Annotated in this window: 30 protein-coding genes; 6 read left to right on the top strand and 24 right to left on the bottom strand. The window is 58.7% G+C overall.

The window, feature by feature from the left end; all coding sequences use genetic code 11:
• Positions 1-174: 174 nt before the first annotated feature.
• The 11 genes from ssb to L0977_RS12435 form a co-directional block, all read right to left on the bottom strand.
• The gene (gene ssb, locus L0977_RS12485; RefSeq protein ID WP_234265181.1) at positions 175-681 is read right to left on the bottom strand and encodes a single-stranded DNA-binding protein; all 507 of its coding nucleotides are present in this window, start codon (positions 679-681) and stop codon (positions 175-177) included.
• 93 nt (positions 682-774) lie between these two features.
• Positions 775-1,728, bottom strand: a complete 954-nt coding sequence (locus L0977_RS12480; protein WP_234265180.1) for a hypothetical protein — start codon at positions 1,726-1,728, stop codon at positions 775-777.
• Between the two features lie 117 nt (positions 1,729-1,845).
• Positions 1,846-2,028: a hypothetical protein gene (locus tag L0977_RS12475; protein WP_234265179.1), complete on the bottom strand. Its 183-nt coding sequence runs from the start codon at positions 2,026-2,028 to the stop codon at positions 1,846-1,848.
• Positions 2,029-2,063: 35 nt separating this feature from the next.
• Positions 2,064-2,498, bottom strand: a complete 435-nt coding sequence (locus L0977_RS12470; RefSeq protein WP_234265178.1) for a hypothetical protein — start codon at positions 2,496-2,498, stop codon at positions 2,064-2,066.
• A gap of 122 nt (positions 2,499-2,620) precedes the next feature.
• Positions 2,621-5,056 (bottom strand): hypothetical protein, encoded by a 2,436-nt coding sequence (locus L0977_RS12465; protein WP_234265177.1) that lies wholly within the window; start codon positions 5,054-5,056, stop codon positions 2,621-2,623.
• A gap of 317 nt (positions 5,057-5,373) precedes the next feature.
• Positions 5,374-5,526, bottom strand: coding sequence for a hypothetical protein (locus tag L0977_RS12460; RefSeq protein WP_234265176.1), 153 nt, complete (start codon positions 5,524-5,526; stop codon positions 5,374-5,376).
• Complete coding sequence (locus L0977_RS12455) at positions 5,510-5,875, bottom strand: hypothetical protein (RefSeq protein ID WP_234265175.1); 366 nt, start codon at positions 5,873-5,875, stop codon at positions 5,510-5,512. The genes L0977_RS12460 and L0977_RS12455 overlap by 17 nt, the downstream gene beginning before the upstream one ends.
• Positions 5,876-5,976: 101 nt before the next feature.
• On the bottom strand, positions 5,977-6,945 hold the full coding sequence (locus L0977_RS12450; RefSeq protein WP_234265174.1) for a DUF932 domain-containing protein: 969 nt from the start codon (positions 6,943-6,945) through the stop codon (positions 5,977-5,979).
• 133 nt (positions 6,946-7,078) lie between these two features.
• The gene (locus L0977_RS12445; protein ID WP_234265173.1) at positions 7,079-7,306 is read right to left on the bottom strand and encodes a hypothetical protein; all 228 of its coding nucleotides are present in this window, start codon (positions 7,304-7,306) and stop codon (positions 7,079-7,081) included.
• Positions 7,307-7,429: 123 nt separating this feature from the next.
• Entirely contained in the window at positions 7,430-7,759 is a 330-nt protein-coding gene (locus L0977_RS12440) for a hypothetical protein (protein WP_234265172.1), read from the bottom strand.
• 107 nt (positions 7,760-7,866) lie between these two features.
• Positions 7,867-9,096, bottom strand: a complete 1,230-nt coding sequence (locus L0977_RS12435) for a metallophosphoesterase (protein WP_234265171.1) — start codon at positions 9,094-9,096, stop codon at positions 7,867-7,869.
• Positions 9,097-9,723: 627 nt separating this feature from the next.
• On the opposite strand from L0977_RS12435, the gene L0977_RS12430 reads away from it, so the two are divergent.
• Entirely contained in the window at positions 9,724-10,941 is a 1,218-nt protein-coding gene (locus L0977_RS12430) for an RNA-guided endonuclease InsQ/TnpB family protein (RefSeq protein WP_234265170.1), read from the top strand.
• 322 nt (positions 10,942-11,263) lie between these two features.
• Here L0977_RS12430 and L0977_RS12425 read toward each other — a convergent pair whose 3' ends face one another.
• The 5 genes from L0977_RS12425 to L0977_RS12405 all read right to left on the bottom strand — a co-directional run bounded on the left by L0977_RS12425 (position 11,264) and on the right by L0977_RS12405 (position 14,217).
• Positions 11,264-11,782 carry a hypothetical protein gene (locus L0977_RS12425; protein WP_234265169.1) on the bottom strand — a complete coding sequence of 173 codons (519 nt, stop codon included), beginning with the start codon at positions 11,780-11,782 and terminating at the stop codon, positions 11,264-11,266.
• 126 nt (positions 11,783-11,908) lie between these two features.
• On the bottom strand, positions 11,909-12,295 hold the full coding sequence (locus tag L0977_RS12420; protein WP_234265168.1) for a hypothetical protein: 387 nt from the start codon (positions 12,293-12,295) through the stop codon (positions 11,909-11,911).
• Between the two features lie 112 nt (positions 12,296-12,407).
• Positions 12,408-12,923 (bottom strand): hypothetical protein, encoded by a 516-nt coding sequence (locus L0977_RS12415; RefSeq protein WP_234265167.1) that lies wholly within the window; start codon positions 12,921-12,923, stop codon positions 12,408-12,410.
• A 122-nt stretch (positions 12,924-13,045) separates the two neighbouring features.
• Complete coding sequence (locus tag L0977_RS12410; protein WP_234265166.1) at positions 13,046-13,450, bottom strand: hypothetical protein; 405 nt, start codon at positions 13,448-13,450, stop codon at positions 13,046-13,048.
• A gap of 146 nt (positions 13,451-13,596) precedes the next feature.
• Positions 13,597-14,217, bottom strand: coding sequence for a hypothetical protein (locus L0977_RS12405; protein WP_234265165.1), 621 nt, complete (start codon positions 14,215-14,217; stop codon positions 13,597-13,599).
• Between L0977_RS12405 and L0977_RS12400 the strand changes: the two genes are divergently transcribed.
• Positions 14,216-16,234, top strand: coding sequence for a helicase C-terminal domain-containing protein (locus tag L0977_RS12400; protein ID WP_234265164.1), 2,019 nt, complete (start codon positions 14,216-14,218; stop codon positions 16,232-16,234). The genes L0977_RS12405 and L0977_RS12400 overlap by 2 nt on opposite strands.
• Positions 16,235-16,249: 15 nt before the next feature.
• Here the strand turns inward: L0977_RS12400 and L0977_RS12395 are convergent, their stop codons facing one another.
• The gene (locus L0977_RS12395) at positions 16,250-18,130 is read right to left on the bottom strand and encodes an ATP-dependent helicase (RefSeq protein ID WP_234265163.1); all 1,881 of its coding nucleotides are present in this window, start codon (positions 18,128-18,130) and stop codon (positions 16,250-16,252) included.
• An 83-nt stretch (positions 18,131-18,213) separates the two neighbouring features.
• Positions 18,214-19,101, bottom strand: coding sequence for a hypothetical protein (locus L0977_RS12390; RefSeq protein ID WP_234265162.1), 888 nt, complete (start codon positions 19,099-19,101; stop codon positions 18,214-18,216).
• 591 nt (positions 19,102-19,692) lie between these two features.
• Between L0977_RS12390 and L0977_RS12385 the strand changes: the two genes are divergently transcribed.
• From L0977_RS12385 to L0977_RS12375, 3 genes are read left to right on the top strand one after another with little or no spacing between them, the layout of a single operon-like run.
• Positions 19,693-19,977 carry a hypothetical protein gene (locus L0977_RS12385; protein WP_234265161.1) on the top strand — a complete coding sequence of 95 codons (285 nt, stop codon included), beginning with the start codon at positions 19,693-19,695 and terminating at the stop codon, positions 19,975-19,977.
• Between the two features lie 38 nt (positions 19,978-20,015).
• Entirely contained in the window at positions 20,016-20,237 is a 222-nt protein-coding gene (locus L0977_RS12380) for a hypothetical protein (RefSeq protein WP_234265160.1), read from the top strand.
• Positions 20,224-20,796 (top strand): AAA family ATPase, encoded by a 573-nt coding sequence (locus L0977_RS12375; RefSeq protein ID WP_234265159.1) that lies wholly within the window; start codon positions 20,224-20,226, stop codon positions 20,794-20,796. Before L0977_RS12380 ends, L0977_RS12375 begins: the two co-directional genes overlap by 14 nt.
• Before the next feature lie 66 nt (positions 20,797-20,862).
• Here the strand turns inward: L0977_RS12375 and L0977_RS12370 are convergent, their stop codons facing one another.
• Complete coding sequence (locus L0977_RS12370) at positions 20,863-22,419, bottom strand: recombination directionality factor (RefSeq protein ID WP_234265158.1); 1,557 nt, start codon at positions 22,417-22,419, stop codon at positions 20,863-20,865.
• 288 nt (positions 22,420-22,707) lie between these two features.
• On the opposite strand from L0977_RS12370, the gene L0977_RS12365 reads away from it, so the two are divergent.
• Positions 22,708-24,591 (top strand): DEAD/DEAH box helicase, encoded by a 1,884-nt coding sequence (locus tag L0977_RS12365; protein ID WP_234265157.1) that lies wholly within the window; start codon positions 22,708-22,710, stop codon positions 24,589-24,591.
• 94 nt (positions 24,592-24,685) lie between these two features.
• Here the strand turns inward: L0977_RS12365 and L0977_RS12360 are convergent, their stop codons facing one another.
• The 5 genes from L0977_RS12360 to L0977_RS12340 form a co-directional block, all read right to left on the bottom strand.
• Positions 24,686-25,165, bottom strand: a complete 480-nt coding sequence (locus L0977_RS12360; RefSeq protein WP_234265156.1) for a thermonuclease family protein — start codon at positions 25,163-25,165, stop codon at positions 24,686-24,688.
• Positions 25,162-25,635 carry a DUF1419 domain-containing protein gene (locus L0977_RS12355; RefSeq protein ID WP_234265155.1) on the bottom strand — a complete coding sequence of 158 codons (474 nt, stop codon included), beginning with the start codon at positions 25,633-25,635 and terminating at the stop codon, positions 25,162-25,164. The genes L0977_RS12360 and L0977_RS12355 overlap by 4 nt, the downstream gene beginning before the upstream one ends.
• Before the next feature lie 121 nt (positions 25,636-25,756).
• The gene (locus L0977_RS12350) at positions 25,757-26,152 is read right to left on the bottom strand and encodes a hypothetical protein (protein ID WP_234265154.1); all 396 of its coding nucleotides are present in this window, start codon (positions 26,150-26,152) and stop codon (positions 25,757-25,759) included.
• The gene (locus tag L0977_RS12345) at positions 26,149-26,322 is read right to left on the bottom strand and encodes a hypothetical protein (protein WP_234265153.1); all 174 of its coding nucleotides are present in this window, start codon (positions 26,320-26,322) and stop codon (positions 26,149-26,151) included. The genes L0977_RS12350 and L0977_RS12345 overlap by 4 nt, the downstream gene beginning before the upstream one ends.
• A gap of 15 nt (positions 26,323-26,337) precedes the next feature.
• Positions 26,338-26,637 (bottom strand): hypothetical protein, encoded by a 300-nt coding sequence (locus L0977_RS12340; protein ID WP_234265152.1) that lies wholly within the window; start codon positions 26,635-26,637, stop codon positions 26,338-26,340.
• Positions 26,638-26,653: the final 16 nt, after the last annotated feature.

Below are 26,653 nucleotides of genomic sequence, written 5' to 3'. Positions count from 1 at the left end.
TTTCCGCACATTGGCGAGGCTGAGAAAAACCACGGCGCCGAAAGCGCTTGTTTCTGAGGCCTTTGCTGACCGCAGGAACAAGCCCTTTGGAGGGGCTTGAGCGAGTGAACGCTTTTAGTTAAGGCCAGAGCAGCAGGCGCGAGCTGGGCTCAAACGTCAGGAACAACGGCGCACTCAGAACGGAATGTCGTCGTCCATGTCGTCGAAGCCACCGGAACTCGGAGCCGGCGGCGGGGCCGGTGCGCGAGCGGGCTGCTGAGCGGCCGGCGGACGGCTTTGCTGCGAGCGCTGTTGGCCTTGACCACCTTGGTAGCCGCCGGAGTTGCCACCGGACTGGCCGTTGTCATCACGGCTGCCGAGCAGTTGCAGCTCGGTTGCCACGATGTCCACGGTGTTCTTTTCGACGCCGGACTGGTCCGTGTACTTGCCGTACTTCAGGCGACCCTCGACGTAGACCGGGCGGCCCTTCTTCAGGTACTCGCCGGCGATCTCGGCCAGGCGGTCGTAGAAGGTGATGCGGTGCCACTGGGTGTCTTCGATCGTCTCGCCGGAGTTGCGGTCCTTTCGGCGGCTGGTGGTGGCGATGCTCACGTTGGCCACGGCCTGGCCCGAGGGCAGGTAGCGGACTTCGGGATCACGGCCGCAGTTGCCGACCAGGATGACTTTGTTGACGGATGCCATGGGGTGATTTCCTTTCAGGGAGTGATGATGAGACGCTCAAGCGCCCCAGGATGGGTAAATGGCACAGGTGCGCCAGTTGGATTTGCACGGAGATCAGGCGATGCGGGTTATCTCGAAGACGTTCTTCGTCCGAACGTTTGCGGAGCCGTCATCGTGTGTGACGGTGAAGTGCTCGCGTCCTTTCTTCACGGAAATCGTGTCACCGACAGCGAAGTCGCCACGGATGAATCGCTCCTGAAGATCCACGCCAGAGAAGCTGACCTCGCCGGCCTTCGGATCGATCAAGGTGACAGTGAAGGCCTTGTATGAACGCCGGCCTTGGGGGCTGACGGTCTTCACTTCGGCGGACACGACCTTGCCTGTTGCGGATTGGCGATGTTGCTGCGCCTTCCCTTCTGCTTGGTCAGCCGGATTCACTCCCGCGCCATTGCCATCCAGGTGGGTGGCTGCAGGCGGTACTGATGCCGGTGCGGACTGGGCCGCGGGACTTGCAGGAACTTCAGGCTTCGCCATGGCCGAGGGTTTCCCTTCGGCCAGCGATTCCAGGCCCTTGAGAACGCCCTTCCTGATCTGCTTGAGGGTGTAGTCCAACGCGGATTCGAGATTGACCTCGAAACCGAGTTCTTCCAGCTCGCCGGGCACGATCGGCGAAAGATCCTGCCGTATGACAGTCAGTTCACCTTTTGCTTCACGCACGAATCGCTGGTAACCGATGTTGCCGTTGCGGCCTTCCTTCACCATGATGCACAGGAGCCGGCCACCATCCAGCTCGCGCTGAATGTAGTCGTGGGCCTTGACTCGCGCTGTTACGACAGGAACTTCTGCAGGGGCTTTGTGCTTGATCTTCGGCGGGGATTCGCTGCCAACCATCAGGACCGCGAAATGCTTGGCCATCATCCCCCAGGCGTTGAACAGCACCGGAGTGTTGGTGATGATCCCGATTACCCAGGGGATGACGCCGATCACGGCCGTGACCAGCAGACCGACGACGATTGCGGTGTTGAAGGCCAGAGATTGGCCGAACAGCGTCTCTTCATTTCTTTGCATGTATTGGCTCCTTTCCCCAATGTGCTGGGTTGTTGATAAGCCAATTGGCGCGTTGCACGCCTCTCCTGTGAGCACCGTGATACACACAGGAGAAGCGGCCAAAGCCGCTTCAAGCAATCACCCGAGGGTGTGCGATTTCTGGCTGATTTCCTCCTTTCGGTTCTGCATGTGTCCCCGAAGCTTCCTCCAGCCAACGATGAGCAGGGCCATCGGGACGATGATGGTTGGGTAGGCAATGACCAGCATCAGTTTCCTGATGATGAGCAAGACGAACCAAGTCAGCAGATCGAGGACGATCATGGGATTTCCTTTCTAGGGTTGGGAAGGGTTTGTGATCAGTGGTTCAGCGTGACGTAGTGCGAAAGCCGAGACTGGATTCGCTGCGCCTGTTCGGGCAGTCGCGCACTCACCACCGAGAACATCAGACGAATCTCGTCCGCGAACTCGATGCTCACTGCATTCCTTATCCTTTCAGAGTCGGCGCCGCAAAAGGCGCAGGCGGCATCGAATGTCATCGCGGCGGGGTGCTCCCACAGGTCGTAGCACCACATCAGACCGGACCAAGCGTCACGCCTGGCCTGGTTGATGACGGTGGATCCACTGGAGCTGAGACGCCTGACCTTCTGCAGGTCGGAATCGAATTGCTCGATCAGCATCCCACCGTAGAACACCTCTTCAATGACCGTTTCCTCGTCTTCTTCGGTGAAGACGATGCGTTCGGTCGGTTGGCCGCGGAAGACAGCCACTTGCTGACCAAAAAGGTCTTCCATGCTTCTCTCCTGGTAATTGCCCCAGACATGGGGCACGTTGAAAAACCAGGGAGGGTTCAACCCTTCCAGCAAGCCTGGAGCCAGGCCTGTTGGAAGGGCTGCATGCAGCCCTTCACTTTCTTCTACAGCTTCGTCACGTCGATCACCGCGTCACACATCTCCAGCAGCTCCGGGGTATGCGTGATCAGGTACTCGCGCTCGTAGCCGCCTCGCTCGATCACAGCCCGCTTCATGGCCATGAACTCGCGCTTGCGCTTCGGATCCAGTGCACCATCGGACTCGTCGCTGAACAGCGTCTGGCTTCGGGTATCGGCCACTTGTGCCATGAACAGCGCGATTGCTCGCACCAAGCACTCATTGATCCACACCTTCTCGCCACCAGAGGTCCGCTCCAGGGTCTTCGTCTCGCCCCTGTGGTTGTCTTCCACCTGGACGATGAAGTCTTCCTTGGTGATGCCGGCCTGCGTCTGCTGTTGAGTCAGCAGGCTCAGGGAGAAACGACCACCGTAGCAGTCTTCCAGCAGCTCGTTGGCGATCCGGGAGATGTCCGGGCCAGCGTCGTCGATGGACATGGCAATGATGCCATTGGTGCCCAGGGCCTTCGCAAGCAGAACCCACTTGCTGATCTCGGATGCCACTGCCTCGATTTCCCGCTCCACAAGCGCCACCTGTTCACGCTGTTTGGTCAGCACTTCCAGATTGGCGACGGTGGTCGCAATCGACTGCTGCAGGAGTACCGCTTCAGATTCAAGCTTCTTGAGCGTGTTCTGGGCGGTTTCCAGTTGGCGTGCCAGTTCGCTCTCGTCCTCTGCATTTCCGAGATGCGGCAGCGCATTGCGCATCGCCTGCAGCCTCTCGCGTTTGGCGGTCAGTGCTTTTTCAAGCTCATCACGCTTTGCTGCAAAGGTGGCGTCAACTTCCTGCAGTTGGGACTTCAGATCGTTGTGTGCCTGGAATGCCTGCGCCTGATCGTTCAGCGCCTCCTGCAGTCGCACCTTGGCCCCTGCCAGCGTGGACCTCGCTTCGTTGACGAGACGCTCGGTATCTGCAACGGCTTGAGCTTTGGTGATACGGACGTTCAGGTTGGAGATGGCAGTTTTTGCCGCTTCACTCTTCTCCTTCGCATCCCGCAGACTTTGAAGCCGCTCCTGCATCGCCCTGCCCTGCCCGCGCAATTCGCCATACGATTTGCGCGCATCGTCCAGGCGAATCGTGATGGCCGGGACCTTGCCCGCCGCTTCATTGGATTGGGCCAGCAGCTTGCACATGCCACTCATGTCGGTCCCCTGGCAGGGCACCTCAAGCAGCAACGCCGCAGTCTGTTGTGCTTGAGCCAATGCCTCGGCCAAGTGCTCGCCGTCGTTCTTGGCGGTTGCGAGCTTCGCGCTGATCGAGGCGATGCTGTGCTGCACCTCTTCCAGGGCGAGTACCTTGGGCGTGGCCTCATCGACCACCTGCTGATGCAGCTTGACTTGCGCCAGGAAATTGGCCAGGTCGGCTTTGGCTTCTGAGACCTTCACCTCGGTGTCGACCAAAGCCTGCAACCGCGAAACTTCATCCGCCAGCGAGGAAACCAGGTTCGTAGATGTCAGCTTGCGCTGCTCGGCGTCCACCAATGCCTTGCGGGTTTGGCTTTCGGCACCCGATTTCTCGGTAGCCATCGCATCCCTTGCCGATTTGCAGTCAGATTCGAAGGCCTCGACCTCGCGGTCAAGGGCTTGGTGCTGAAGAAGAACCGCTTGCCGTTGCTCTTGCGAGCCCTTGAGCGCAGCGATACGAGCAAGCAGACCGGTGATGGCCTCCTTGGACCCCTCCTGAGCCTTACGGCAGCCTTCGAGGTCCGCAGTGTCCTGGACCATTCTGGCAGACAGCACCTCTTCGTTGAACATGCCTGCCTTGAGCTTGGCCAGTTCCTCCTGCTTCATCGCCTGCCGCGGCTTGAGCAGCTTGACGACATCGTTGGCCTTGGTGGACAGCTCTGCCGACTTGCTGGCCCCGATCATCTCCGCGATCAGTTGCTTGACCTCGGTAGCCGACATCGAACCTATGGGAGCACGACCTTGGGCGCTGAACTGGGCGTTGAAGAACACCTCGGGCTTGCCCAGGATGGTCTCGATAGCCTTGTCGTAGGTGTCGGTCTTGCCATCCGACTCTGCGCCCGTCTTCGGATCCTTCCAGGGTGAGGTGCTGCCATCAGCGGCCACGACGAACAGGTAGGCTTCCGTTTTCTTGGTCTTGGCCGTGGCACGGAACCGCAGGGTGCTCATGTAGCGGATGCCCAGGTGCTCCCAAATCAGTTCCTTGCTCCCTTCCCCGTCCACGATGTGCTCGTAAATGGAGAATGACCCGGGGGTCGGTTTGCTGGCATGCGAAGGCATGAGCCGGTAGGGATGGAGGTTGTCCATCACCGTGGTCTTGCCTGCGCCGTTCGGCCCATAGAGGGCTACGGTGACAGCATCGGAGGGGACGAGGGATTCAAGATCCACCACCACCTCATTCTTGCCTTGGCCGGAAGCAATACCGGCAAAGCCCTTCAACGTGAGTTTGATGGGTTTCATGTGTGCGTCCTTTCTCTCCAGTCGGAGTAATTGGTTGAAAGGAGCAAGCCAGAGGCTTTCTGCTGGTTGAAGCCAGAAGGAAGACCCCGGACGGGTGTGTTGCTGATGAGCCACCCTATTCCGCAATTGCGGGGCTGGTAGGCGGCTGGGTACTGCGCGGGGCAGTAAACGGATGATCGCCTTCGCTGGCGTCTCGCGGTGCCCAATTGCCGGCTGGAACCGTGCGGTTTTCAGGCTGGCCTGAGCTGTGCTTTCTTCTGAATCAGGTGATAGACCAGAAGAAAACCCGCCGAAGCGGGTTTTAGCGTGCGAAGTGGTCAGGCCCCCTTCTTCTTCTGATCATCGAGCTTGGCAGCTTTGGTGACCATCCAAGCAAAGAGTGCACAAAGCGGAGCAACAACAAGGGCGAAGAGCTGCATCGTGCGCCCGGCGGGATCATCCGCCACGATGAAATCAATCAGCATTTTCACGGTTTCCATCCTTGCAGTTTAATGAGGGATCAGGTTTGGAACAAGTCGATTCGGGGATCACGGATTGCTCCAATTGATGGATGCGGGAAGCAAACCGATATGCACCCCAGGTCATGAAGTACCACCAGGTAAGCACCAGCAGGTACATGTAGAAGTCCGAATTCTTGAGGCCGAAGTAGGTACCGAAAGTGGCACCCATCCACGATGCTCCGACGAAGCTGTCCTGCAGTACTCGAAGCAGTGGCAAGTTGTTCACCACATCCTTGGCAATCCTCCAGGCCAATCCGATGATCAGACCGAGAGCGATCAGAATTGCAGGTGAAAGCACAACGAAGTGCTCGAATTCCATAGGCATTTTCCTTGCGAGGATGCCATGGGAAGCCCGCCAGCGCGGAGGGCTTCCGCACGGCGGGATGTTGAAGCAGACCCTCTCGGGTCAGTGGTTTGCGATCAGGCCAGTTCGAGCAGCACGCTCTCGGCCGAGGCCTTGAGGTTGGCGCCGGTACCGAACATTGCACTGTCGAAGCGGTTCTCGGTGGAGCGGGCACGGACATGGTGGTCCGTGTACTCGGTCACCGCATTCAGGAGCCCCCAGGCGGTGCCCTGGACGCCTTCCATGGAGCTGCCGCGGCCTGCGCCGTGGAACAGATCCATGATCTTGCGGAAGGCACGGGACTCCTTCGTCTTATCGATGCCTTCCGGGTTCACCGGCAGGATCGAGGCCACGATGCCCTGCGCATCGTTGTCCGACATCTTCACCTTCGTCAGGGCACGCATGTTGCCCAGGAAGGTGTCGAATGCGCGGGCACCGATCAGCCCCATCTGGTCCTTCACCAGATCGGGGTTGAACACCGTGTTGTGGCGAACCTTCACTGCGCGTCCCGATTCGCCCACATCGTGCAGTGCGATCGCCTGGGTGTTCCAGCAGACCACGCGCACGGAGGTGAACTTGGCGGTGGTCGCCAGCGAACCGTCGCAACTCGTGATAAGCAGGACGTAGGCCTTCAGGCGATCGGAGCCGATCACGTCGTTCTCGATGTTCGTCCGAGCAAGCGCCCAGATCCGGCGACCTTCCTTCAGTGCGCCCATCGTCTCGATCTCGAAACCCTCACGCTCGACGAGCGAACGGAAGAACTCCACGATATCCTTGGGTTGAACGACCTTGTAGCGGTCGCTGACCACAGACAAGGGCCGGTTGTTGTCCGACCGGTAAAGCACCTTGTAGTCGGGGTAGTCGTGGAGACTGCCGTTGGTGAACTGGGCCACCGATTCGTTGTACTTCCATTGGAGATGCGCTTGTTCCAGCCACTGTTCCAGGCTCGCGCCCTTTGTGACTTCCTGACCCAGGCCGTGCCAGGGCTTTTCGCCGGCATAGGCCATTTCCGCGGTACCTGCGAAGAGGCTGAGGTGATGTGCCATTGTGATGATCCTTCTTGAAAATGCTCCAGATGGAGCAGTGGTTGGGAAGGAGCAAGCCAGGGGCTTTCTGGCCGGGCGCTTGGTTGGAGCACCGATCAGGAAGCCCCCGGCGGGGCTGGATGGATTGCGAGGCCTAGCCGCGGCAGAAGTGTTTGCAAGCGGCCTTCAGACCCTTGTCGGAGCAGCCACCCACCGTCACGGTGACCTTGCCGCTCTTGATCGTGACCTTCTTCGACTTGCTGCTGAGCACGACGCTTTTGGCGTCACCCTTCTTCTCGGTGACAGCTTCGCCATCGACGAATACCTTTCCGCCGACGATGACCGAGTTGACGAGGTTGCCCTTGATGATGATGTTGCTCATGATGTTTCCTCTGTCCGCATCTGCGGGGTTGTGAAGAGGACAGCCAGGCGGCTTTCTTCTGTCAGCGCCCAAATTTGGTCGGTCAGAAGGAAGCCCCCGAAGGGGCAAAGTTTGTGGTGTCGATCAGCAGATCGCCTTCATGCCGGGAACCTTGTCCAGCTCGTACAGAAGCTGCTCGGCAAGAGCGAACTCCATCGATCCCTTGACGCGGGTGGCCATGAGCATGTCCGTCTTTGCGACCAGCGCTTCGAGAGCACGCTTGAGGCGTGCCGAAGAAGCCAGGAGCTTTGCCACGGCCAGATCCTGTTCCTGGTTGTCAGAAGCAGTGATCTTGGCGACCTTTGCGCCATCCATCGTGATGACCCGGATGAAATGGAGATCGCTGCTCATCGCGGCTTCACTGGACAGGGTGGCCCTCGGGTTGTCCAGAACATTCAGGTTCAATCTGTGCATGATGTCCCTTCCGAAAAACGGTTGATAGAAGGGATAGGCCTATGGCTTTCTGAAGCGTGACAATCGCTTCAGAAAGCCATCCCCGAAGGGAAGGCTTTGGTGCTGCTTCAGGCAGCGTTCAGTCTTGCAGCCAACTTCTCTGCGACGACTTCCGGGGCGTCTGCAGAAATCATCTCCAGGCGCTCTTGAAGGTCATTGACGTTCGGGGTTTCCGTCACACGAGCCCAAATGGCCAGCTTCTCGGCCAGAGAACCCTGGGAGATCCCGGCGGCTCGCTGTCGCTGGACGATGCACGTTCTGCCCTCGATCTTCACCTCTGCGGCGTTAGCCAGCAGATTTCGGATGGCAGACCGGTCTACGACATGACGATGCTCTTCGTCGATCGTGTACGTGATGCGTACATGCGCACCATCGCACTCGTCGATCCGCTGCTTGATCTCGTCCAGGTCGGGAGGCCCCTCGAAGACGAAATCAACGTTGCGACGAGACGGCGTTGGCACCAGTTCGAACTGAGCACCATAGCCGCCGAGTTCCCACAAGAGCCAGCCCTTGTCGCCCTGCTCACCGTAATGGAACCGGCCGATGGATCCAGCGTAGGCGATGATCTGGCGCACGCTCTGAGCGAGGTACGCCATGTCATTGCTCCAGTGCTGGTGCTTGTGGATGTGCCCCAGCATGACAGCATCGGCGCCGGCGGAGAACAGGGTATCGATACCCAACTCATGATCATTGCCCGCCATGGGAACGCCGTGTTCCGATACGCTGTTGAACACCGTCCCGTGGCTCAGGACCACGGTCGGGATACCTTGCGCTCGCATCCGGCTGTTCAGCGGTGCCCAACCCTGGATGACCCGGGAGATGATCCCGCGAGCCTCGATGGATGCCTCATCAGCCACATCCGCGACCAGGGCCGCTATGTGGGCCTTGTTCAGCGTGGGCATGGCGCTCACCAGAAGTCGTGGAATCGATACCTCGTTGTAGGGCACGAAAGCGCCACCTTGCAATGACCACTGGCTGATGCCATCGGCCACCGAGATCGGGTGCTTGCCATCCACCATGGAGAGCATGCGCAGGAATCCCTGCGGTTCGTGGCTGAAAGTACCCTGCAGCATCAGAACAGGGCAGTGATCGCTCAGACGGCGGACTTGCTCTGCCAGTGCTTTGACGGCCGGCGAGTGCGCGTCCATCACATGGTCGGTGCTGTCTCCGGTGATGATCGCGCAGTCAACGCCGGAGCAGATGGCAGCGGTGACGCCAGCACTGAAGCAGGCATCGGCTTCCTTCAGGTTCTCGGCGCAGTAGTGCAGGTCCGAGAAGTGAGCGATGTTGATCGTCATGTATGCGTCCTTTCTCCCCAGTTTGGGTTCAAATGAATAGGACGGCCCGAGAGGCTTTCTGCTGACCTGCGGGTGTCAGGAGGAAGGCCCTGGGGAAGGCTGAGATGTGTGTCCGCCCTATTCCGCAATTGCGGGGCTGGTAGGCGGCTGGGTACTGCGCGGGGCAGTAAACGGATGATCGCCTTCGCTGGCGTCTCGCGGTGCCCAATTGCCGGCTGGAACCGTGCGGCTTTCAGGTTGGCCTGGGCTGGGCATTCCTCTGGATCAGATATGGCCCAGAGGAAAACCCGCCGAAGCGGCCTTCTCTTTCCGAGGGTTTTTCCTCAGTCGCTGAAAACTTCACAGCTATGGAGGAAAGCGTCCGTCCAATCGAGGTTCACCCAGGCTGGCGATCCGGTGACATCGAGACCGAGACAGCGGTCAACCCAATAGTCCCAGCCAACGCGGTCGTTGAGTGCTCGGTCTGCAACCCTCTCGAACTTCCGATGGTCGATGTCCTCACTGATGAAGAACCTCATTCCATCGGTTTGACCCGGTGCGTGGCAAGCCCCGTCCTTGAGGACGGGGAAGGATAGCGCCGGGCGAAGCCCGACTTGAACTTTCAATGCTGGGCAATATCATGGATGAATGTCCAGTGAGCGCCTGCAAGCCTTCAAATTCGAGCTGATGCCCGATGGTGGACAGGCTCGCCTGCTGGGCCGTTTCTCGGGTGCATGCCGCTTCGTCTACAACCGGGCGTTGTCGCTTCAGAAGGAACGCCACGAGGCAGGCGAGAAGAAGCTGGGCTACGCGGCTCTGTGTCGCGCCCTCACTGAATGGCGTCACGCACCAGAGACGGCCTGGCTGGAACTCGCACCGGTTCATGCTCAACAGCAGGCGCTCAAGGATCTGGAGCGGGCCTACACCAACTTCTTCGCCGGCCGCGGCGCCTTTCCTAAGTTCAAGGCACGCGGTCGCGGGCAAGGCCTGCGGTTTCCCGACCCAAAGCAGTTCAAGCTGGATCAGCCCAACGCCCGTGTCTACATCCCCAAGGTCGGATGGGTGCGGTACCGCAAGAGCCGGAACGTGCTGGGTGATCTCCGCAACATCACCGTCACCGAGTGCCTGGGCCGCTGGTACGTGAGCATCCAGACGGCCCGAGAGGTGGCTATCCCCGTCCACCGCGAGCAGCAGCGCGAGATCGGCATCGACATGGGAGCGCGAAAGGACTGGGCGCTGCTGTTTGGGCAGGACGGCGCGATGGTCAAGACGCTGAACGCCTACCGCACGGCCGAACACCGGCTCAAACACTACCAGCGCTGTCTTCTTCGCAAGAAGAAGGGTTCGAAGAACCGGGCCAAAGCGAGGTATCGCCTCGCCAAGTGCCACCAGCGCGTGGCCAACACCCGCTCGGACTTCCTGCACAAGGTGTCGAACCATTTGACCCGCGACTACGGCGTCGTCTGCATCGAAGACCTGAAGGTCCAGGTGATGACCGCGGCGAAGGTCAATCCTCGCCAGCGCAACAAAGCCATCCTCGACCAGGGTTGGTTCATGCTGCGCACGCTCCTGGAATACAAGGCCCAGTGGCGTGGGGGTCTGGTCGTTGCCGTGGATCCGGCCCACACGAGCACCACGTGCAGCGTATGCGGTCACAACGATCCCGGGAACCGGAAGTCGCCAGACAAGTTCGAGTGCCTTCGCTGCGGGCACGCGGATCAGGCGGACAAGAACGCCGCCGAGAACATTAGAAGGGCTGGGCAGGCCCGGATAGCCTGTGGAGAGCACGTCAGACACCACCCCGGTGGTGCAGGCTCAACGAAGCAGGAACCCAACGAAGCGACTCTTCCTGGCTCCCCGGGATGAGCGTGGTAGGAACCCCCTGCCTTCAAGCGGGGGAGGATGTCAAGCACCAGGTAAAAGCCTTGCGGATAGGTTGTATCCGGTAGGTTGCTCATGACCGTTCACCTTTGGTTCGCTTGAACTCCAGAACCGGATGGGACGAACTCATGGCGATGAGATTCATGAGATCGGCGTAACCCGAGCCAGTGATCCCGATTTCCAACTGGTCCATGACGTATACCCTTCTCCGCAATATGCGGTGTTGTAAGAAAGGGGCTTGCCGCTGATTCCGAGCACTACGGATCCAGTGAAAAACCCCCGCGAGGGGGGTGGGGTTTTGTAGAGATCAGCCGTAGGTGACCTTCGCGCCCAGGATTTCTCCCAGGCTTTCAAGCCACTTTTTGGCCTCTTCCTCGTCGGCGGCATAGACAACCTCGACGGAGGCAGTTGAGCGTGCACCTTCGAAGTCACGGTGCATTCCCAGATCCACCATCTCGCCATTGGCGTTCAGGCCGATATACGGTTGCAGAGGGTGCAGATCGGCAAAGACCTGCTGGATGTCGATCTCTTGAGAGCGAATCCAGATGTCGCCTTCGAGCTTCCCGCTCATGGCGACGGTCGATGAGGTGACTTCCAGGGCCACGTCAGTGACTTGCTCGATCGGTTGACCGGTGTCGTTGCACACGAACCTGAAGCCATCATTGACGGGCATGGTGATGCGCAGGCCCTTGTCGCCAATCGTTTGGACCATCTCGAAGATGGCTTCTTCGAGATCCTCGTCGATAAGGAAATCAGCGTGAACACGCAGATCCAACTGCTGGGCCTTCACAGCAGTGCAGTCGCGCAGGTATTGAACTTTGGACATGATGCTTCCTTTTCATCCGGCAATTGCCGTGGTTGAAATGAAGCAAGCCAGAGGCTTTCTGCTGCCAACGGGTAGCGGGCATGAGAAAGCCCCCGAGGGGGCTTATGCTGTTGAAGCTCTCGATGATCAAGCTGCCGCAGTCAAAGGCCTGTACTGCATGCGAGCGCCATTGAACATTTCCAGCTCCAAGCCGGATCCGTCCTCCAGCAGCTTGAGCGATGCGACATCACCCGAGCTTGTCTTGCCTTCCCATTCGAAGTAGTACGTCTTGGAGTTGGCCCTGAAAGTGCCTTTGCGCAAGCGAGCGACCTTAGGCTTGCGGATGCAGCGGCACACACCCGGTCTGCTGAAGTCGAACTCGATCTTGTCGTCGAACTCCTTGGCGTCCGGAAAGTCCTTCTTGACCATGCTGACGATGTGGAGCCAGTCCTCGATGGACTGCCCGCCGACCATGGTTGCCTGGACGTATCCGCTGGCCATGAGTTCCAGTACCGACTTCTTGGTGATTTTCATGCTTGTCCTTTCTCCGCATTTGGCGGGAGTGAAAAAAGGACAGCCACAGGGGCTTTCTTCTGCTGCCATCAGAAGAAAACCCCCGAAGGGGTTGGATTGGGATGAAATCGGCTCACAGCGGAGCAACGCGGCCCTGACCGATGATCAAGACACGTTGGTTCTTGTGAAACCGCACACCGTCTGCGCTCGACTGCGCGATGGCAACCGTACGCGAGGGCTGGTATTTCGAGCCGTCGATGCGGATCACGATTTCCTGACCATCGACGGTTCCTGTGGCTTGCTTACCGTACTCGGCGCCAACCATCCCGCCCAGGCCCGCGAGAACCGCTTGGACGGTTTTGTTCTTGGTGAACTGCTTGCCGCTGAAGTAGCCAGCAGCTCCACCGAGAGTCCCGCCCAACTTCTGCCCCATGGAAGCAGGCTGGTCGATCATCGTGATGTCGCGCACGGAGATGACGACGCCCTCTTCCACCCGTTGCATCTGCTGGGCAGCCTTGTAGGCCGTCGAAGTGCCTTGCGCACTGGTCAGGATGCTGGGACGAGGCGCAGAGCCGTTGGGTGCGGCGCAACCGACCATGAGGACAGCGGCAAAAGCCAAGGCCAGCACTCTGGTGATTTGCTTGAACATGATGGACTTCCTTTCTTTCTGCACGTGGCAGTGTTTGAGAAAGGGTCACCGCGGTGAGCCGATGAGCGCTGAGCCAAAAACGCGCATGGGTTCACCGACCCCTTGCGGGGCGGGTGATGCTGTCAGGACGCTTCTTCGTCCCACTTGCCTGGCTCGTCCATTTCCAAGTCGCTGGCTTGCACGAGCGAAGGGTCATCTTCTGGCGGGGTGTAAGGTCCAGCCCCGCCTTCATCAAAGATCACGTCCTCAATCCGGGGAGCGAAGGGGTCCATCATTTCCTCGGTGGACACCCAGACCCAAGCCGAGACCCAGGCACCATCATCGGTCTCACTGACCTCAGCGTCTTCATCGATCTGGATGTCGTCATCGTCGCAGTACGCTCGCCTGGCCATTTGAATGACTTCTTCCTGGTCCCCGCCCGTCTGCTCAAGGCGCTTGAGTTCAGCGCCGAGTGCCTGAATTGCCGCAGTGAGATCGCCCTTTTCACTGGCGTCCACTACAGCCATGGCAAGCTCTTTCAAGCTCATGGTGTGTTCCTTTCTTCCCAAGAAGGGTGATGGTGAAAGGAGTAGCCGTCAGGCTTTCTCATGGACACCTGGAAAGCCCATGAAGCCCATGAGAAAGCCCGCTGAAGCGGGCTGAGTGTTGGTAGGGGCTTGAGCCTCGGAGATCTTCATCCGAAGACCGAAAGCGGTTGCGGCTTCTTGTTGCGGGGCGGTTTGTGGTCGAAGGCCTTTCGCAGCAACAGCAGGCTCTCGTTCCACTGGTAACCCAGCTCCTGGAACTTCAGGTGAAAGGGCAACGAGATCTTCGCAAGCTCTTCTTGCATCGCGTCGGTCACGGGCTGCTCACGCAGATGCTGAGACTCGCTCTTGAATTCATCGAGGATTGATTTCTCGATCTTGGTGATAGATGTGGTCATTTTTGCTCCAGTTCGTTTCCCGATTTCATCGGTGTTGCAAATGGAGTCAGCGTCGAAGCTGTCGTCAGCCTCCTGGCTCAAGACAGATCCGTCAAGTTCGTTGATGCTGGTGGGTGCACATCCCGCAATCGCGGATTCAATCTGCCCTTGGATTGATTCTCTCGCCGTCAGCATCTCGCTTGGTGGACAAAAGCAAGCCCCACTAGCTCCGCTTTTGAGCGCTCGAATTTGGGCGCTCCATCGTTCACGAGGGATTGGACATCTTTCCTTGGCCTCGAAGGCGACGAAGCGAGCCTGAGTGATTGACCGATCCAAACTCACAGCACTCCAGCTTGATTTTCCCCGGTTGGCTGGGACCATGGGAATGACCATGTCCGAGCACAACACCTCCACCAATTCCACCTTGATCAACGGCTTCATCGCCAAGGCGTATGCCGCGCTCCCGATCGTGATGCCTGGCTTCAAGCCCCGGGAGCAGCAAAAGCAGATGATCAAGCGTTCCGCGGCACTCTTTGCACGCGAAACGGCAGGCATCATCGACGCACCCACCGGAACAGGCAAGAGCATGGGCTACCTTCTGCCCGGCATCATCACAGCCGCGCTGCAGGACCGAGTGCTGATCATCTCGACGGCTACGGCCAGCCTCCAGGACCAGCTTGCGGCACGAGACATACCTGCTGCAATCCAGGCAATTTCCTCGGTCGTTCACGAAGGTGTTTCCATCAAGTCGGTCACGGTTGCCGTGGCCAAGGGCCGCGAACGCTATGCATGCCCGATGAGCCTCGAAAGCGTGGTGGAGGTTGCCAACGACATGTTCCAGAGTGAGCAAGGCGCCCAAGAATGCGAGAAGGTCGTTCGACTCCATCGCCGGCTTGAATCTGGCGAATGGGACGGGGTGCGGGACTCTTTGGACGAGGCACTACCCCATGCGACTTGGCGCAAGATCGCCAACAACGCCTTGACATGCACCAGCCGAAACTGTCCGGCATTCGACGACTGCCCCTACTACAAGGTCCAGGATTCGCTGAAGACTGCTCGCGTCATCATCACGAATCACGACTACCTGCTGACTTGCCTTTCACGTGTACCGAACAGCCCCCTGGCCGACCAGAAGGCCATCTACGTGTTCGACGAAGGTCACCATCTCGGCGACAAGCTCATCAGTGCATTCGCTCGACGGCTGGACTTCGGGGAGTATTGGGACGAGTCGATCAAGGCCGTGTTGACCTTCGCTGGTTCAGACCGAGACGGAATCGACTTTGCAAGCGAGCGGGTCAGGGGAATGTGGAACGCAACCGCCCAGTCGATTGCGACCATGATCGGAGACGGGACGATGCACAGGTTCCGCCTCGGGGAAGCCCCACCACAGTTCATGGACCTGCTCGTCACGCTCGCCGGAAACATAGACGAACTCAAGGATCGGGTTTCGAAGTGCCGCGACCGTGTTCGGCAGAAGGAAAAGGAAGGCGGCTCCAAGGTTGCGGGAATTCAATCGATCGCCGAAATTCGGTTCGGTGAGCTGCTCTCCAAGATCGAAGAGGCCCAGAAGTGCATCGCTGAGTACACCGGCGAGGAAGAGCTGGCTCGATGGCTGGAACGCGGTCGCCAATCACTGGAGATCTGCTGCTCGCCCTTCAATCCAGCAGACAAGGCAAGAAAGCACCTGTGGCCCGTCGTTAAAACCGCGCTGATCACCAGCGCGACCATCGCTGCCCTTGGTGAGTTCAAACCGACGATCTTTTCTCTGGGCATGCCCGAGAAGACGCCAACCCTCAAGCTCGATACGCCCTTCGACAGGGAACGGGCTCGACTGTACGTGCCACGAATGGCACTGGACGGGAATGACCCGGGCCACGGGCGCCGGGTCATCGCATACCTGAAGGACCTTTCCAGCGAGCACCAGGGGGTGCTGGTCTACTTCACCAGCCGAAAGCTGATGCAGGAATGTTTTGAGGCGCTGCCTGAACACATCAAACAGCTTGTCCTGATACAGGGGAAGTGGCAACCCTCCAGCATGCTCGATGAGCATCGCAGGCGAATCGACGCCGGCCGGCGCTCCGTCATCTTCGGACTGGACAGCGTTGGCGAGGGAGTGGATCTGCCAGGGACTTACTGCACGCAAGTGGTGATCACGAAGCTGCCCTTCCCCACCCAGGAGGACCCTGTGATCGCCACTCACGGTGAGTACCTGAAGGAAAGGGGCAAGGAGCCCTTCAACCTTCTGACACTGCCTGTGTGCGGCCGAAAGTTTGCCCAGGTGTGCGGGCGCCTGATGCGCCGTGAAAGTGACTATGGCGAGATCATGGTTCTGGACCGGAGACTGATCTCCAAGCGGTACGGAAGCCGCATCGTTGCCAGCACGCAGTTCACCAAGGTTCTGACGAGCTGAACGCCAGGGCCTGAGTTAGAACTCGTCCCAGTCCTGTTCAACTGAATCTGCGGCAGGCAGTGCAACAGGCTCTGGCGTCCGAAGGAGCCCTGCATCATCAACAAACGCTGACAGTGGTTTGGTGCCAGAGGCGCTCACTCGAAGGTGCTTCCTTGCCCGGGTCATGGCAACGAAGAACAGGCGCCGCTCTTCTTGAACCGAGGCTGATTCATCGGGAAAGGCTCCATGCTCAGCCCCTACGATCCACACGTTGTCCCATTCCAACCCCTTGGAGCCATGAGCCGTTATCAGGGCAACCGACGGTGGTTCCTCCTTGCCATCATCCTTTTTCTTCCGGCCTTCCATCAATGCTCGGATGTGCTCCAACCTGCTGGCCATCTGCGCAATTCCTGATTCGGCGCTACCCACCGGCTTCAAGAAGATTTCCTTGATCACTTCCAGCGCTCGACCTGCACGTTTGTCTTCGCCCACGTGTTCATTGAGCAGGGCGAATATGCGGTCCACCACGAAGTTCACACCGCCGTGGTCCAGAATCTTGCGCCAGTCCAGGCTGCGCTTTACCAAGGTACTCACTTTCGAGCGGGCCTCTGCCGCAAGAGGGAGCCTCTGCAGCCCGGCTCGATCAAGGCGCATGAAGCCTGTTTTGCCAAGGGAGCGATGGATGCCGTCAATATCCTCTTCGGTCAGCTTCATCCACGCCAGGACCTCATCCGCATCGAGCATGTTGTCCCTGGTCAGCAGGCCGATTGCCGCGGTGAAGACAGCCATTTCCCGAGATTGAAGAATGGAGCCACCTTCGCCCCTGATGTAGGGCGTTCGGTTTTTCACGCACTGCACCTCTATGGTATCCAGCCGCTTGTTTGTTCGTGCCAGGACACCAGCGCTTTCTCCGCGGTCCAGTGCCGCCCTGATCCATTCGTGGCAATTTCTGGCCTCGTCCGTGCGAGTTCCGAATCGGTCCCAGAATGCATCCCCGCCTGGCCCCTTGAAAGAGACCAGCTCCTTTTCCATGCGGTCCTGGTTCTTCCCGATGAGCATTGCCGATGGCTCCAGCACTTCACTGTGGGAACGGTAGTTCATGCCCAACACGATCCTGGTTGCCTGAAGCTGGTCATGGAAGTCGGCCATGCCCTTATAGCCCAGTGCGCGTCGAAAGCCATAGATCGACTGGTCATCATCCCCCACCGCTGTCAGGACGCTGCCGGCTGCGTGGTGCATGGCCCACTGAAACTGGGTGGTGTCCGTGTCCTGGAATTCATCGATCATCAGGTGGTCGGTGCGCAGTGGGCTGATCTGCCCATTGGCCATGGCCTTGTTCGTCTCCAGCAGGATGTCCTGAAAGTCGATGACACCATGCCGGCGCAACAGCTCGGCATATGCCTTGACCAACTGCGCCTCTTGATCAGTGCCCGGCTTTGCATATCCGGATTTGATGGTCTCGATCAGCCTGGTGCCTTCGTCACGCTCGATAGCCAGACCTGCCTGGGCAATGGCCCTGTCCACGATAGAGCGCCGCGTGGCCTCCTTGACGATCTCCCACTGCCGGGTCAGCCGGGAGTGACCTGCCTTCAGGATATTGCTGCCCATTCCGGACCTGGCCTTTCCCGGAAAGGCCATCAGAAGGTCGATGGAGTGAAAGGTACCCACCAGCAAATTGGGAAGTGCCTCACGCCCGGTCAGCGCGATGATCCGGTCCCGAAGCTCCAATGCGGCATCACGTGTGAACGTCACAGCGGTCACCGTATGGCCCTTGTCCAAAAGATAGGCTGCTTTCACGGCCAGCGTCTTTGTCTTTCCGGACCCCGGCGCCGCGATGGCCAGGCAATGACCCATACACAGGGCAACCTCTTTTTGTTCGGGGTTCAGAGAATCGATCTGGGACTGAATTTCTGACATTCGAAGGGCTCCAAGAATGCAAAAGCCCGGCGAACCGGGCTCCATGGTTGATGCTGCGTGGATCGACCGCCGGATGCTCGGGCTCAGGCAGCTTCAGGGGCTCCGTTTGCGGCTTCGGTGGCCTCTGCCTGCCCCTCCCCTTCTTCCTTGGGTGCAGGCCGCGCCATGGCCTGACTGCGACGGTTCACGGACTGGATCACCCGCAGGCACAGGCGGCTGATGTCGCCGAAGAGTCGCCGCTCGTTCTGGCGCAGGGTGTCGATCTGGTCGATGTCTCCCTCGCCGTTAAAGTCCAGGGCGGCGAATTCAACGATGGCCAGATCCCACTGCTGAAGGGCTCGGACGAGGTTCAGTGCCTGGCGCGTCTTGACGCCGAAGGTCACTTCGAGGGTGGTGCTGGTGTATTCAGGAGCGAACCATGGGTCGCCCGAGTTGGCCGACGCCAGCTTTGCTTTCTCTGTCAGGGAGCGGCCCAGGCTGAGAGCCTGGCTGGCCTCTTCCACGTACTTGCGAATCGCGTTGTCCATCGACTCATGGACTTTGGCAACTTCGGTGGCACCCATGAAGCGTTGACCGTACCGGTGCAGCAGATGGAGGGTGCGGTCGGTCAGCCCCAGGAAGCGGACTGCCGAAGAAGCGATGTTGGGATCTCCGATGGCGATGCCGGCCGGCACCACGATCGTATTGGGGTATTTCCGTTCCAGTTCGCGGGTACCCAGCTCGCGCTGGCGCCTGGCGATCTTGCGTGACATGGCCTGCCGCTCTTCACGGGTCAGTTGCTTGCGCTCGATGGGCTTGGCATCCCCTGCTTCACCGGCGCTGATGCTGGCGTTGGCGAACTCAACGGCCTCGGTGATCGCCGCGTGAGCGGCAACGGCTTCGGCATCGGGCGACTCGGCAGAAAGTGCCGTCGAACTCGCGTCGATGGGGTTCTGCTCTTCGCTGGGCTGCAGGGTTTCGGAATCGGACATGGATACTCCTGATGAATGGGCTGGGATTGCCTTTTCATTCTGTTGAGCGGTCCATCCACTCCCGAAACGAATGACAGTCAAAAAGAAAGACCATTCACAAAGAGACTTCGTGCGCCAACATCAAGAATATCAATCTTAAATATAAAATATTGAATGTATTGAAGAATAATAAATTCAATCAAATGAATTATTTAATTATTCTTGGAATAACTATCTGAACTATCGAAATGAAGTAGACAAACCCCAGATAGGCATTCCGCGAAAGCGGTTCCCGCTTTCGGTTTGTGCTTGTTGCTTTGTAGCCACCTCGACACAAGCGCTCAAGTTTGGACGCCCTCCAGATTTCGACTTGGCGCTACGCCCCCTTCGACAGCATCGCCAGATCGGTTTCCGACGTCCTGCAGCGCTCAAATTTGAGCGCTTGAAAGATGGAGATTATCAGCCACCATTTGCCTGGAATGCTCTGAATCATCTTAGAGTGCCTCCTCGCTGCCTCTGTGCCTCTCCGAGGGCCGCCCAAATTTGAGCGCTCGATAGCGGACCTTCTTCTGCTGGTTTTCGTTCTCTCTCGACCCCCCTGAGGGCTAGAAGATGGGTACCCTGGTTTGCCCGCAGAAAGGGCAGCACTTTCACGCCCTCAACATGAGATCCCAATTGCTTTTCCCTCACCTATCTCTTCACGCCTCGACCGCCGAGGAAATTGCCTACACCACACCGGCAGGCAACGGAACTCCAAACCGTGAGGTATCGGTTTCGAAAGCCGAATCCGTATTCATCCGCCGCGGCTCGCTGGTTTTCTCCGATGCTTCGACTCGCGTCATTCATGTGGTCCCCGTCGGCTGCTGGATCGACGTGAAGGTCCAGTCCAAGCGGTAAGGATTTGACCCGTTCCGACCAAGACACATCATGGTCACATGAAATCGTTCGACCCTCTCGACCAGCTCCTGACACCTCGATACCCGGCCATGTCCTCGGCCAAGCTCGCCAGCCTGTTCATCGCTGCTGCACAGAAGGCACTTGGCGTCCAGCTACCGTTCGCTCGTCACGTCGAACAACTGGAGACGATCAAGACCGAATTGGAGTCATCAAAGACCCCTACGAGCTGTTCGGCCTCAGACGGACATGGCCTGCACTGAAAAAATGCACCCTTGTATCTTCCTCGTGGGCTTTCATGGAAGCGGAAAGACAACGATAGGGCGCCAGCTTCAACGGGAACACGGATACATCCACGTCAGCCTGGGTGACCTGGGTCGGTTGGCCAGATCGATGAAGTTCCCGAGCGAGCACTCCCTGAGGTTTCTGGTTGCGCTGGCCGGCCAAGCCGCTGGACAGCGCCTTGAGCCCAACGTGGTTCAGGCACTGCGCAAGGAGATCGAGCGACTTCGTCACGTTGGTCCAGTGTCAGTTGATGGATTCCCAGCGGAGGCCGAGCATATTGCACTGCTGCCAATGGGTGGCGCCATCGTCCACATCACCGTACCGGACAGCGAGCGTGAAACACGCCTTCTGCATAGGGCTTCAGTCACCAAGCGCTTGTGGACCCCGGGCCAAAGATCACTCAGGGATGAGGCCATTCCCTCCATCATCGATGCTGCGCTTGAGTGCCAATACCCGCTGTGGCATATCGAGAACACGAGTGGCGTTGAGCGCTCGGTAGCCTCGATCGCCAACCTGGCAAAGTCAACGTTCTTGTAGGCCAAAAAAAAAACCGCCCCCAAAGGGGCGGCGTGCTTTCTAGGAATCGGCGGGACTTGCGCGGGCTTACGCCGTTGCGTCATCCAACAACTCTTCCATCACCGACGTGGCCACCGAGGCGCCGTCGTTGCACAAGTCCTTCACGTGCGCCAGCATCTCAGCGAGCTTTGCACCGGCGCCAACCGGGCCGTAGCGCAGCTTCAGGTACTTCATCACCAGGTCGGAGTTGAGTCCCTGATCGTGGATCAGCAGCGACAGCGAAAGGTAGTCTTTCAGACGTGCGGAGAAGCGCTCGGAAAGGGACATCCAGGCCTTGTGCGCAGCAGCGAAGTCGCCACCGTGCTTCACCTGAACCCAGCGCCCCAGCTCTTCAACGTAGCCCAGGCGTTCAGCATGAGACTGCATCTGGCTGATGGTGTCCTGTCCGCCCGCCGGCGAGGCTGACGCTCCGTCTCCGGACTTGGCCACCGGAGTAGCCTCACGCACCTTCGCGTCTTCGACAGCGGCAGGTTTGCAGGCGTCTTCATCGTCGGGCGCACGTTCACGAAGATGCTCGAAATCACCACCGTGGAACTGCTCGCCCGTGCCATCGTCGTCTGCCTCGCTTGTGGCGCGGTTCACTTCTTGGCTCTGCTGGTTCCATGCACTGGGCGTAGCTGCGAGGCCCGCCACGGGCTTGAGGCCCTGCGGTTCTTCACCACGCATTTCCTGCAGCATGATGACCCGCGGCATCTCGATTTCCATCTCGATCTCGGGCACCCACTGCTCTCCTTTTTTCGGGTTGCCTTCCTCGTCGAAGTATTGCCGCACTGCCTTCTTCTTGGTGAGCCAGAAGATGGGACGTCCATCAGGCGTGTAGTTGCGCAACTTGCCGTTGAGTGCACGGAGCGCCTGCATGATCCGCTGGTAGATCTCCGTTGCCGCTGGCGTGCTGCCGGTGTGCAGCTCGAACAGCCCAGCCCCGGGGATACCGGGGATGTAGAAGCGGATCTTTCCGGAGAATCGACACATGCCCATCGCGAATTCGTTGCATTTCTGGGGAACGCAGTATCCGCGAGTGACTGCCTGACGCTCGGGATGACGAATCGGCTTGCCTGCCCGACGTTGCGCCATGTCGCTCTTCTTGACCTCGGGGAGGTGCCTGCATACCTGGAGCCCATGCTCATTGAACTCGGACCAGTAGCGCACGATGTTCGGGCCACCCCCTTGTACCGCCATACGGCCCTCGATGATCGCATCCACATCGCCACCCACGTCCGGGAAGACGATGGGGAAGCGATACAGCTTGACCGGTCCGCCGTTCACGGATTCACCGTACAGGGCCATGAGCTTGTCCGAAATTGCCTTGCCGCCGGCACCCATGTCCCACGCATGTGCGTGAAATTCCTGGGTGTTTCGGGGGTAGAAGGGGTTCCGGACCTGGAACTGCTCGCTGATCTGCTTTTCTGCTGCCTGGAAGCTGACCTTGCCATCCAGTGCGTCCTGGAACAGCTTTGCGGCACCAGGGATAGCCGCGGCTTTCTTCGAGATGGCTTTGGTGCCAACCCGGATCTTCCCGCTGATGGGGAACGCACTGTCACCACTACGCTGCGCCATGCGCGCTTCGAAAAAGTTTCTGCTCATTTTCTTGCTCCCGGCAGGTTCCCGCCGTTGCAGTTATCGCTTGTCGAAATGACCTGCGATCTCCAATGCCACATTCGCGGCTGTTGAAGGAGATTGGGTTGAGCAACCCATTGCTGTGCCCTGAGTGAGCCGACATCCTGCAAGCACAACCACCAGTCCGATGGCGCACCAGGGCACAGCAATGAGTTCTGCATATGCAGCCACTCAAGAATAGAGATGAGCATTGCCTTACGGCTCATGAATGAGATAGGTGCTATCCACTCATTCAAGATTTGATTTCAATGGCTCATGGACTACTTTGGTCCCATGGATGCCCAGGTTGCACAGCGAGCCGATCTGCGCCCCATCGGCTGTGAGCAGCCATGGGAAGCGCTGCTGTGTCTGCCAAAGATCCATATCGACAAACGAGGCGCATACACGTCGCTGCATCGAGCGCCTCAAGGCAGGCCCTGCCTGATCCAGGCCAAGATCATCAATGCAGTCGGGTTCGACAGCGAGGACCGGGTTACCAAAAGTCCATATCCGGCCTACGTCCAGGTCGAGCTTCGAATAGATGATGAGTACGTGAAAACTCGTTTCTACCGGGCATCGACGTCTGAAATCCTGGAAATGGCCGATGAAAAGGTCATCCTGGATGCGACGATCGAGCATCGAGGGCGGTTCTGGGCGATCAAATCGCCATCGATATCCGCGGTCACCGGGCGCGTGGAGCCTGTTTACACGGGCGTCTCCGGTCAACTGGCTGGAGACATCATTCGGTCGGCAGTGAGTCAGGCGATTGAGGATGACCTTTGGCATGATGCGGTCAAGGCCATTGAGCAGATCCCAGCGGTGATGGAAGTGCTGTCTGCAGCCAGGCGCACGCCAATGTGGTTGCTGCAGGGTCTACATCAGCCAAAGAGCCTTATGCAGGCCGACGAAGCGCTGGGCCTAGCGCGTGTGGCCACCGTGGCAGAGGTCAAAGCACATGCGAAACCCACTCGATGCCCCCTGCCCTCACCATATTCCATCGACGATGCCCTGATTGAGCTGGTGCAAGCTCAGTCTGAAACCCTGAGCCAGTCCCAGCGGAAGGCACTCAACCGCATCAGGCTTGCGTGCAATGCAGCGCGACCGGCGCATATCCTGCTGAACGGTGATGTGGGCTCGGGCAAGACCCTGGTCTTCCTTCTGGCGCTGGCGGCAATTGCAAATGCGAGCCGGGGACGTGTCGCCGTGATGGCTCCCAGTGATCTTGTTGCTCGACAGATCCACGAGCAGGCCACTCTACGCTTCCCTCACCTTGCACCCTGCCTGGTCAGTGGTGACCCCAAGAGTGATGCGACAGAAGAGCAGCTTCAGAGTGCACAGATGTTCGTGGGCACCCAAGCGCTCCTGTCGCGGAGGCTCCCGACCTTTGAAGCTTTGGTGGTAGATGAACAGCACAAGCTGTCCGTGGACCAACGCACAGCCCTGCTGGCATCTCACACCCATATCATCGAGGCCAGTGCAACACCGATCCCTCGTACGCTCGCCCTTGCCCTGTTCGACGGCTGGACCAACGCAGTCATCGAAGCTGGGCACGTGAATAAGACGATCATCAACCACGTGCTTGTTGGAGACGAGCGCGAGGTGGCCGCGTTACTCGTGCGCAAGCACTTGCAGGCTGGCCGCAAGGTGATCTTTCTATACCCCACGGTCAACGGCAAGGAGACAGGTGTCAAGAGCAAGGGTGAGGCGCTTGCCGCTCGGTTTGAGGGCAAAGTGGCGGTGCTCCATGGCAAGCTCAAGCCACAGGAAAAAGTCGAAGCCCTGGACTCTTTCCGCACTGGTGAGAAGCCCATCATCGTCTCATCTACCGCCATCGAGGTGGGCGTGGACGTGCCGGATGTAGGACTGATGGTGGTGACCGGTGCCGACCGCTTTGGCGTGGCCCAGCTTCATCAGCTTCGAGGCCGCCTGGTGCGCAATGGAGGCGAGGGGGACTTTGCGATGCTGACTTCCAAGACCATCAGCAAGACCACGCGCAGGCGCCTGGAAGCCGTTGCCCAAACGAACGATGGCTTTGCACTCGCTCAGAAGGATCTGGAGCTGCGGGGTTTTGGTGAGTTGCTCGGTGAGGCACAGGTCGGCGACGCCACGACCTTGTTCAAGCTGGCCAGGTTGGGCGCCGCCGATTTCATCAGCACATAAAAAAAGGGCCGCAAAAGCGGCCCTAGCTGTCTCTAACTTGAGCAGAGTGAAGCCCGCAGAAACGGGCTCCATTTTCGCACCAGGTAAAGCAGTGCTACTTGGCACCACTGCGCTTTGCAGCGCGGTAATGCCAGGGCGGCACGGGCGACGGATGCGACCACAGCCCCAGCCTCTCACGCTTTGCCTGTTCCTGGAGCCCATAGAGGCTCTTGTCCTCGACATAGCGGTCATAGACCCATGCCATACCATTGGCGACCATATGCGACTGGGCATCGACACCGTTGCAGGACACACGACTGAGTGTGCGGCCGTACTGATCGGTGCTGCCCAACTCGACGGTGGCCAATTTTCCGAAGCACAGATCGCTCAGTGCCTTCTTGGAGCGCTGGCCGAAGTCCTGACCCGTTTCAGGAGCATCGATCTCGGACAAACGCACCCGGAACGACTGCTTGTTTGCGGTGAGGACCGAGATCGTGTCACCGTCAGAGACGCCGACGACACGGACATCGGTGTGTTGGGCCACACCCAAAACAGGGTTCATGGCCAGGATGAACATCATGGCGAACTGGTTCATGCTTTTTCCTTGATGTGGTTGAGGATGCGTAAGGCGACCGCGCTCGGTGCGAGGTCGGCCAAGTCCAAGAACTTCCAGTAGCGGCCATCGAAGGTCGCGTAGATCGTCGTGATGCGACCGGTCTTGAACTCAGAGAACTTGAACGACTCGACGCCGCAAAAGCGCTCCCATCCCAAAGGTGGAAGACATTGGAGCGCGGAAAAGTAGGCATCCCGGTCGATCTCTTCTGGTTCCGACTTGTAGAACGCTTCCTCCATTTCGCGGAAGTCTTTGGTGGTCGTGATGAGAACCTGGCCGTTGTGACGCTCGCTCAGTTCTTCGGCCGTTCTCCTGGAATAGACGCCACGCTTGACCCCATCACGGCAGATGACGACTTCATCTATCCCTTGAGGTGGGCACCCGTCCTTCTCGGGAATATAGAAGACATCCTTCGTATAGAAAGGCAGATTCGTGTCCGATGCAGTTGTCATGCGGTGTTCCTTTCGTTAAATCCCTGAACACAGGGGTGGTTGAGAAAGGATGAGCCAGAGGCTTTCTGCTGGAGCCACAGGAAGTGGCGACAGTAGAAAGCCCCCGAAGGGGCCTTGCTGGTCATGATTTCTGGTCACCCGCCAGCATCTTCACGAACTCTTCCACGTAGGGAGTGAACGTCTTTGGCGTGTACACGAAAGATTCATCGAGACCGAAGTATTCGATGATTTCGGTATACGTGATCGTGGGGTGGCTCCCCTCGATCACCATCTCCGCACGAGTCGTTGCCTCGTCCAGTTCATAAGCCATCTCGAAATCACTCTGGTTGGCGTAGTTCTCCGACTCCACCACGTCGTAGCGGCGGACTCGGACGACATTGACACCATCTGAGTCCTCGAACACGTTGATGCCGTCTTCAGCGACATTTCCAAAGAGCACCTTGATCTTGGCACTTACGTTGTTCAGCACGCACATGGCCGCGTACACGTGATGTGCTTGCGTCTTGTTCAGAATCATGCCGACTCCTTCTGTTGGGCCTGGTGAAAGGCAACCAGAACCGGCTGCACATCCTTCGAATCGCTCATGAGGATCCAGGCGACCATGGCCTGGACCTCGGGGGACAGTTGCGCCTTGATGCGCAGGTCGGAGCCTGCAACCGTCTTGGCTTGGTAGTTCACTTCGAGCATGTTGCTCTCCTTTCTTCAAACGAGTTCCAGTTGGAATTTGGGTAGCGGGGGAATTGCATTGGGTGTGACGTCCTTGGTGGACATCTCGCGCAACTCACGACCCCACTGAAGAAGTGGGAAGATGTACGAGTCCTTGAGCTGATCAACGTACGCGAGCAAGTCCATTTCCAATGTGGAAGGACTGCTGTACACATCGACTTCGCCAGCCAGCAGCGACATCCCTACCTTGCGGACAGGAACATCCGAGCGGCAGTGAGACATGATCACGAGCTTGAGCTTGCACCGCAGCACGCCAATCGAGTCTTTCTTGTTCATGGGGATTCCTTCCTTC

Origin of the sequence: Hydrogenophaga sp. NFH-34, from assembly GCF_021401345.1 — a bacterium.
GTDB lineage: Bacteria > Pseudomonadota > Gammaproteobacteria > Burkholderiales > Burkholderiaceae_C > Hydrogenophaga > Hydrogenophaga electricum.
Note: the sequence above shows the minus strand (reverse complement) of the source record. Positions and strands in the feature narration are given on the sequence as shown.

Coding starts and splice junctions, on each gene's coding strand:
- ssb (WP_234265181.1), bottom strand. CDS start 681: ATGGCATCCGTCAACAAAGTCATCCTGGTCGGCAACTGCGGCCGTGAT.
- L0977_RS12480 (WP_234265180.1), bottom strand. CDS start 1,728: ATGCAAAGAAATGAAGAGACGCTGTTCGGCCAATCTCTGGCCTTCAAC.
- L0977_RS12475 (WP_234265179.1), bottom strand. CDS start 2,028: ATGATCGTCCTCGATCTGCTGACTTGGTTCGTCTTGCTCATCATCAGG.
- L0977_RS12470 (WP_234265178.1), bottom strand. CDS start 2,498: ATGGAAGACCTTTTTGGTCAGCAAGTGGCTGTCTTCCGCGGCCAACCG.
- L0977_RS12465 (WP_234265177.1), bottom strand. CDS start 5,056: ATGAAACCCATCAAACTCACGTTGAAGGGCTTTGCCGGTATTGCTTCC.
- L0977_RS12455 (WP_234265175.1), bottom strand. CDS start 5,875: ATGGAATTCGAGCACTTCGTTGTGCTTTCACCTGCAATTCTGATCGCT.
- L0977_RS12450 (WP_234265174.1), bottom strand. CDS start 6,945: ATGGCACATCACCTCAGCCTCTTCGCAGGTACCGCGGAAATGGCCTAT.
- L0977_RS12445 (WP_234265173.1), bottom strand. CDS start 7,306: ATGAGCAACATCATCATCAAGGGCAACCTCGTCAACTCGGTCATCGTC.
- L0977_RS12440 (WP_234265172.1), bottom strand. CDS start 7,759: ATGCACAGATTGAACCTGAATGTTCTGGACAACCCGAGGGCCACCCTG.
- L0977_RS12435 (WP_234265171.1), bottom strand. CDS start 9,096: ATGACGATCAACATCGCTCACTTCTCGGACCTGCACTACTGCGCCGAG.
- L0977_RS12430 (WP_234265170.1), top strand. CDS start 9,724: ATGTCCAGTGAGCGCCTGCAAGCCTTCAAATTCGAGCTGATGCCCGAT.
- L0977_RS12425 (WP_234265169.1), bottom strand. CDS start 11,782: ATGTCCAAAGTTCAATACCTGCGCGACTGCACTGCTGTGAAGGCCCAG.
- L0977_RS12420 (WP_234265168.1), bottom strand. CDS start 12,295: ATGAAAATCACCAAGAAGTCGGTACTGGAACTCATGGCCAGCGGATAC.
- L0977_RS12415 (WP_234265167.1), bottom strand. CDS start 12,923: ATGTTCAAGCAAATCACCAGAGTGCTGGCCTTGGCTTTTGCCGCTGTC.
- L0977_RS12410 (WP_234265166.1), bottom strand. CDS start 13,450: ATGAGCTTGAAAGAGCTTGCCATGGCTGTAGTGGACGCCAGTGAAAAG.
- L0977_RS12400 (WP_234265164.1), top strand. CDS start 14,216: ATGTCCGAGCACAACACCTCCACCAATTCCACCTTGATCAACGGCTTC.
- L0977_RS12405 (WP_234265165.1), bottom strand. CDS start 14,217: ATGGTCATTCCCATGGTCCCAGCCAACCGGGGAAAATCAAGCTGGAGT.
- L0977_RS12395 (WP_234265163.1), bottom strand. CDS start 18,130: ATGTCAGAAATTCAGTCCCAGATCGATTCTCTGAACCCCGAACAAAAA.
- L0977_RS12390 (WP_234265162.1), bottom strand. CDS start 19,101: ATGTCCGATTCCGAAACCCTGCAGCCCAGCGAAGAGCAGAACCCCATC.
- L0977_RS12385 (WP_234265161.1), top strand. CDS start 19,693: ATGGGTACCCTGGTTTGCCCGCAGAAAGGGCAGCACTTTCACGCCCTC.
- L0977_RS12380 (WP_234265160.1), top strand. CDS start 20,016: ATGAAATCGTTCGACCCTCTCGACCAGCTCCTGACACCTCGATACCCG.
- L0977_RS12375 (WP_234265159.1), top strand. CDS start 20,224: ATGGCCTGCACTGAAAAAATGCACCCTTGTATCTTCCTCGTGGGCTTT.
- L0977_RS12370 (WP_234265158.1), bottom strand. CDS start 22,419: ATGAGCAGAAACTTTTTCGAAGCGCGCATGGCGCAGCGTAGTGGTGAC.
- L0977_RS12365 (WP_234265157.1), top strand. CDS start 22,708: ATGGACTACTTTGGTCCCATGGATGCCCAGGTTGCACAGCGAGCCGAT.
- L0977_RS12360 (WP_234265156.1), bottom strand. CDS start 25,165: ATGAACCAGTTCGCCATGATGTTCATCCTGGCCATGAACCCTGTTTTG.
- L0977_RS12355 (WP_234265155.1), bottom strand. CDS start 25,635: ATGACAACTGCATCGGACACGAATCTGCCTTTCTATACGAAGGATGTC.
- L0977_RS12350 (WP_234265154.1), bottom strand. CDS start 26,152: ATGATTCTGAACAAGACGCAAGCACATCACGTGTACGCGGCCATGTGC.
- L0977_RS12345 (WP_234265153.1), bottom strand. CDS start 26,322: ATGCTCGAAGTGAACTACCAAGCCAAGACGGTTGCAGGCTCCGACCTG.
- L0977_RS12340 (WP_234265152.1), bottom strand. CDS start 26,637: ATGAACAAGAAAGACTCGATTGGCGTGCTGCGGTGCAAGCTCAAGCTC.